We start from the raw sequence: 5,427 nt of genomic DNA on the forward strand, positions 1-5,427 counted from the left end.
TGCGCTGAGGCAGTCCGGCCTGCCGCCGCGCCGGCTGGAGCTCGAGATCACCGAGACGCTGCTGCTGGAAAAGAGCAGCCAGGTGCTGGCGACGCTGCATGCGCTGCGCGCCCTTGGGGTGCGGATTTCGATGGACGATTTCGGCACCGGCTATTCGTCGCTCAGTTATTTGCGCAGCTTCCCGTTCGACAAGATCAAGATCGATCAGTCGTTCGTCCGCGGGCTATGCGACAATCGCGAATCCCAGGCGATCGTGCGCTCGATCATCAGCCTCGGCAACGGTCTCGGCGTCACCATCACGGCCGAGGGCGTCGAAAGCGAGGCGGAGCTGAGCTGGCTGCGCGCCGAAGGCTGCCAGGAAGCGCAGGGATTCCTGTTCAGCCAGGCCCGTCCCAACGCCGAAATCACCGGGCTGCTCGACCTGCAGCAGAGCGGTGCTCCCGCCGGTGCAGAGTTTGCGATGGGGGACGCGCGGGTGGCTTAAAGCTCCCGCCGCCTGCTACTTGGCCTCGGCGCCGAGGCCCAGCGCGTCGGCCATCACCCGGAACACGTCGGTGTTTTCCAGCGAGCCGCGAACGCGGTCGCTGCCGGGGCCGGCGGCGGTCAGGATCACGTCCTCGCCGGAGTGCACGCTGGCGTTCATCATCGCCGGCAGATTGCCGATGCGCAGCACTGCGCCGGGCACGCCCTTGTACTTGTCGTTGGCCTTGAAGGTGCCGGGCTTGTCGCCCGCCTCGGTCGGCTGGTTCGGGCCGTCGAGCTTCGGCCGCAGCGTCTCGTAGTGATCCGGCAGGCTGGCGGAGAAGATTGCGAGGCGACGGCTGACATCGACGCGCTCCGGATAGCCGTCCGCATCGGGCGCCGGATAGTTCGGAAAGCCGGCGCGCTCGTACACGCCGATCCGCTCGCGCAGCGGCACCTCGTCGCCCTCGGCAAGATCGTCGCGCACGGTACCGACCAGCGCGTTGGGATGGTTGTGATCGGCCACTACCAGGATCAGCGTGTCGTCGCCGCGGGCCTTGGCCCAGTCGCGGGTCTGGCGCACCGCGTTGTCGAGCATGATGGTGTCATAGACGGCACGCTCCATGTCGAGTGCATGGGCGTATTTGTCGATCAGGCCGGATTCGACCATCAGGAAGAAACCTGCGTCGTTCTTCGACAACACGTCGAGCGCGACCGCGACCTGCTGGGTCAGATCAGGCTGGTCCGGGTTCTTGGCGACGCCGCCACCTTTGAGGAAGCGGCGGTCGAGCACGCCGTCCATGTTGCCGGGCGCGAACAGGCCGAGCAGTTTTCGCGGGTCGGTCTTGCTCGCCGCGTCGAGGTCGGTCGCGTTGGTGGCAACCGCGTAGCCGGCGTCGCGGAATTTCGCCAGATAATCGATATCGTCCTTGCGCTTGCCGTTCGCGGCTTTCGGCAGGAAGTAAGCCGCGCCGCCGCCCATCAGCACGTCGGGCTGGGCGGCGTAGAACTGCGCGACGATGTCGTCATAGGCCGCGCGGCGGCGGGTGTGGGCGATCACCGCCGCGGGCGTCGCGTCTTCCACTTCGGTGTTGGTGACGATGCCGATCGACAGCCCGAGCTTGCGCTTGGCAAGCGACGCCAGCGTTTCGACCTTGGGATCGTCGAGCGGGTCAAGGGTGCGGTCCGCATAGACCCCCATCGCGTTGACGGCGGCCTTGTGGCCGGTCGCATAGGCGCTGGCCGCATTGGCCGAGTCGGTGATGATCGAGTCGCTGCCCGCGGTCGACACCAGCGCCATCTGCGGCATGTCGTCGATCGCCAGCTTGCCGCCCGCGCGGCCCTCCTGAATGCCTTTCGACAGCAGTCGCGCCGCCACCCGATGCGCCGGCGACAGACCGTCGCCGACAAACAGGATCACGTTCTTGGCCCGCCGAGGCCCGCTGTCGTACACGGTCCAGCTGACGCTGCGGCGCGTAGCGCCGTCGCCGGCCTCGATGCTGTAACGACCGGGTTTGTTCAGCGTGACGTCGCGGAGCAGCAGTGCCGACCGGGGTTGTCCCGCCTCTTGCGCGATCAGCTCCGGGGCTTTGCCGAAAACGGCCGCGGCGTCAGCGCCATTGATGGTGAGGCTAACTTTGTCCGCGGCGACTTCGCCGCCGAACTCGACCTTGAGGTCGAACTTGGCGCCGGCCAGAATCTCGGCGCGGTCGATCGGATAAATAGTCTGGGCCGAAGCGGCCGAAACGAACATCAGCGACGCAAACGCCGTCGCGACAACATGCCTGGTCATCATCACGGTCCTGATTGATGCGCGGGACCGTATGAGCGGCAAATGACGGCTGGATGACGCCGCGCCGCGCCGTCATTCCGGGGCGCGCGCAGCGCGAACCCGGAATCCCGACCTGTTCTGCGTCCGACCGCCGGGTGCCCCGAACCTCGGGATTCCGGGTTCGCTCACTTCCGTGAGCGCCCCGGAATGACCGTGAAAGGTCCTTACCCCTTGTCGTTCTCCAGCTGCGGAATCGGCGTGCCTTCGCCGGACGACAGCAGGCCGGTCTTGGCGTAGAGGCCGAGCTTGGCGCGGGTGTCGGTGATGTCGAGGTTGCGCATGGTGAGCTGACCGATGCGGTCCGCCGGCGTGAACGGCGCGTCCTCGACCTTCTCCATGCTCAGCCGCTCCGGCGCATAGGTCAGGTTCGGGCTGACGGTGTTGAGGATCGAGTAGTCGTTGCCGCGGCGCAGCTCCAGCGTCACTTCGCCGGTGACGGCGCGGGCGACCCAGCGCTGCGCGGTCTCGCGCAGCATCAGCGCCTGCGAATCGAACCAGCGGCCCTGATACAGCAGCCGGCCGAGCTTCATGCCGTTGATGCGGTACTGCTCGATGGTGTCTTCGTTGTGAATGCCGGTGACCAGCCGTTCATAGGCGATGTGCAGCAGCGCCATGCCGGGCGCTTCGTAGATGCCGCGGCTCTTGGCTTCGATGATGCGGTTTTCGATCTGGTCGCTCATGCCGAGGCCATGGCGGCCGCCGATCGCATTGGCTTCGTAGAACATCGCGACCGGATCAGTGAAGGTCTGGCCATTGAGAGCGACCGGCTGGCCTTCCTCGAACCGCACCGTGACCGCCTCGGCCTTGACCGCGCAATCGTCGCGCCAGAACGGCACACCCATGATCGGGTTCACGATCTTGATGCCGCTGTCGAGGTGTTCGAGATCCTTGGCCTCGTGGGTGGCGCCGAGCAGGTTGCTGTCGGTCGAATACGCCTTCTCGGCGCTCATCTTGTAGGCGAAGCCGTGCGAGGTCATGAACGCCGACATCTCGGCGCGGCCGCCGAGTTCGTCGATGAACTGCTGGTCGAGCCAGGGCTTGTAGATCCGCAGCGCAGGGTTGGTCAGCAGGCCGTAGCGGTAGAACCGCTCGATGTCGTTGCCCTTGTAGGTCGAACCGTCGCCCCAGATGTTGACGCCGTCTTCCTTCATCGCCGACACCAGCATGGTGCCGGTCACGGCGCGGCCGAGCGGGGTGGTGTTGAAGTACGCGATGCCGCCGGTCGAGACGTGGAACGCGCCGGCCTGGATCGCCGCGATGCCCTCGTGCACCAGCTGGGTGCGGCAATCGACCAGGCGGGCCTTCTCGGCGCCGAACTCCATCGCCTTGCGCGGGATCGCGTCGTAGTCGGCCTCGTCGGGCTGGCCGAGGTTCGCCGTATAGGCGAACACGCGGGCGCCCTTCTGCTTCATCCACAGCAGCGCCGCGCTGGTATCGAGACCCCCTGAGAAAGCGATGCCGACGTTTTCGCCCTTGGGCAGGCTTTTCAAGATCGTAGTCATTGGAAGTCCCAATCGGTTGAAGCAGTTGCGGTTGCTGCGCGCATATCAAACTTCGCGGCCAGCGGCACGCGTTTAATCGCGGCGGGGCTGCGGATGCGGCTCAGGCGGCCGGCGCCGGGCCGATGTCCTGGCCGCGCCATTTCTTCAGCCGCAGCCGGTACAGCGGCCAGAACGCCCGGGTCAGCGCCGCGTCGATCGCCTCGTCCGAGGTCCGGCTCCAGGCCCAGCGGTAGATCAGTGCGTAAAGCAGCCAGATCACCAGAAAGGTGACGAGGCCGGCGATTGCGACGTCCGTGAAGAAATGCCCGCCGAACGCCATCCGCAGGCCGCTGGTGACGGTGCCGAAGGTGAAGGCCGCCGCATAGGCGTAAGGACGCACCGCCGGCGGGGTCAAGGCCGCGGGCGCGAAGGTCCAATAGGCGGTGGCGCCCTCGCCGGAGAAGAACGAGCAGTTCTTCGGGCAGGCGCCGGAATTGTCCCACCAAGCCTTGAACTGCCATGGACCGTTGAATTCGGTCACCGCGGCTGGCCGCGGCCGGCCCCAATGGCTCTTGAAGGTCATGTTGGTGAGGACGCCGGCCGACAGCGTGATGCTGATCAGCAGAAACGCAACCGTGCGGCCCGGCATCACCAGCGGCCGGTCCGGGCGGATCATCTTGTAGACCAGCGCGAAGATCGACGGCGCCGCGATCGCCCAGGCGATCCACATCGCAAAATCGCGGGCGAATTCGAGATCCGGCATCGAGCGCATCGGGAAGGTCTTGGCGGCCGTGTCGTAGAACAGGCCGGCCAGCCATAGGTCGAGGCTCGGAAACAGACCGAACGTCAGCCCGATGCCGGCGAACAGCGCCAGCGCGATGAGAAGTCCGTTGCGGTTCATGGGGCGCGGTTTACCGGAGGCGGTGCGGGTTGGGAAGGCGGCAAGGGCGCGCGCCGGCGGGGCGGATCGCGCCAGGCACCGGCGTTGCGGCCGGCGACCAGCCAATACACCATGCCGCCGACGATGCCGGCCCCGGTCATGATTTCGAGGTGGCGGCGGATGATGCCGTCGAAATGCAGGGTCGCCGGATCGAACGGCACCAGGCCGAGATAGCATGCGACCCCGACCAGCGCGCCGCCGATCGCATAGGCCAGCGCGCTTCGGATCGAGAATGCCTCGGTGATCAGCACCACCACCAGTGCCGGCAGCAGCGCAAAGCCGGACACGAAGATGAAGCCGAAGCCCATCACGATGTTCAGCGCATCGGTGTCGATCGGTCCGTCGGCGATCTGACTGAGCTCCGGAAACAGCAGCATCCCGACCACCACCAGGCCGGCGGCGATCGAGGCGAACAGAAAGCCGATCGCAATCACGAACAGGCGGCCGAGCAATGCCATTAGTCGGGTGCTCCGGAAGCTTGCTGAGCTGTCATCCGCGCCCTTGTGTCGTTGTCGAGTTCGGCGCGGATCGCACCGATCAGCGGGTGAACCGCGGTGTGCTTGGTGCCGTAATCGAGATTGAACGCGTAGTCGAAGTCGGCCGGGTTGAACCCCTGCGTGTGCTGCAGGATGGTTTCCAGCTTATCGAGCCCCTTGGCGAGCCGCCCTTCCGGCGAGGCTCCGGTCTCGTAGTCGTGCCACAGAGCCAGAATC

The 5,427-nt window shown here is 66.2% G+C and carries 6 protein-coding genes; 1 reads left to right on the top strand and 5 read right to left on the bottom strand.

What is annotated here, in order from left to right:
• On the top strand, nt 1-484 hold a 484-nt coding region (locus tag DYI24_RS20255), incomplete at its 5' end, for an EAL domain-containing protein (protein WP_164573590.1).
• 15 nt (nt 485-499) lie between these two features.
• Here the strand turns inward: DYI24_RS20255 and DYI24_RS20260 are convergent.
• The 5 genes from DYI24_RS20260 to DYI24_RS20280 all read right to left on the bottom strand — a co-directional run.
• Entirely contained in the window at nt 500-2,257 is a 1,758-nt protein-coding gene (locus DYI24_RS20260) for an alkaline phosphatase (protein WP_164573591.1), read from the bottom strand.
• Between the two features lie 200 nt (nt 2,258-2,457).
• Nucleotides 2,458-3,795: an argininosuccinate synthase gene (gene argG / locus DYI24_RS20265; protein WP_107353952.1), complete on the bottom strand. Its 1,338-nt coding sequence runs from the start codon at nt 3,793-3,795 to the stop codon at nt 2,458-2,460.
• 100 nt (nt 3,796-3,895) lie between these two features.
• On the bottom strand, nt 3,896-4,675 hold the full coding sequence (locus DYI24_RS20270; protein WP_164573592.1) for a phosphatase PAP2 family protein: 780 nt from the start codon (nt 4,673-4,675) through the stop codon (nt 3,896-3,898).
• Nucleotides 4,672-5,172 (bottom strand): hypothetical protein, encoded by a 501-nt coding sequence (locus DYI24_RS20275; RefSeq protein WP_164573593.1) that lies wholly within the window; start codon nt 5,170-5,172, stop codon nt 4,672-4,674. The genes DYI24_RS20270 and DYI24_RS20275 overlap by 4 nt, the downstream gene beginning before the upstream one ends.
• Nucleotides 5,172-5,427, bottom strand: a 256-nt coding sequence (locus tag DYI24_RS20280) for an HD domain-containing protein (protein WP_164573594.1), incomplete at its 5' end; no start/stop codon positions are given. The genes DYI24_RS20275 and DYI24_RS20280, both read right to left, overlap by 1 nt.

The sequence above is a fragment of the Rhodopseudomonas sp. BR0C11 genome (genome assembly GCF_010820945.1).
GTDB lineage: Bacteria > Pseudomonadota > Alphaproteobacteria > Rhizobiales > Xanthobacteraceae > Rhodopseudomonas > Rhodopseudomonas palustris_H.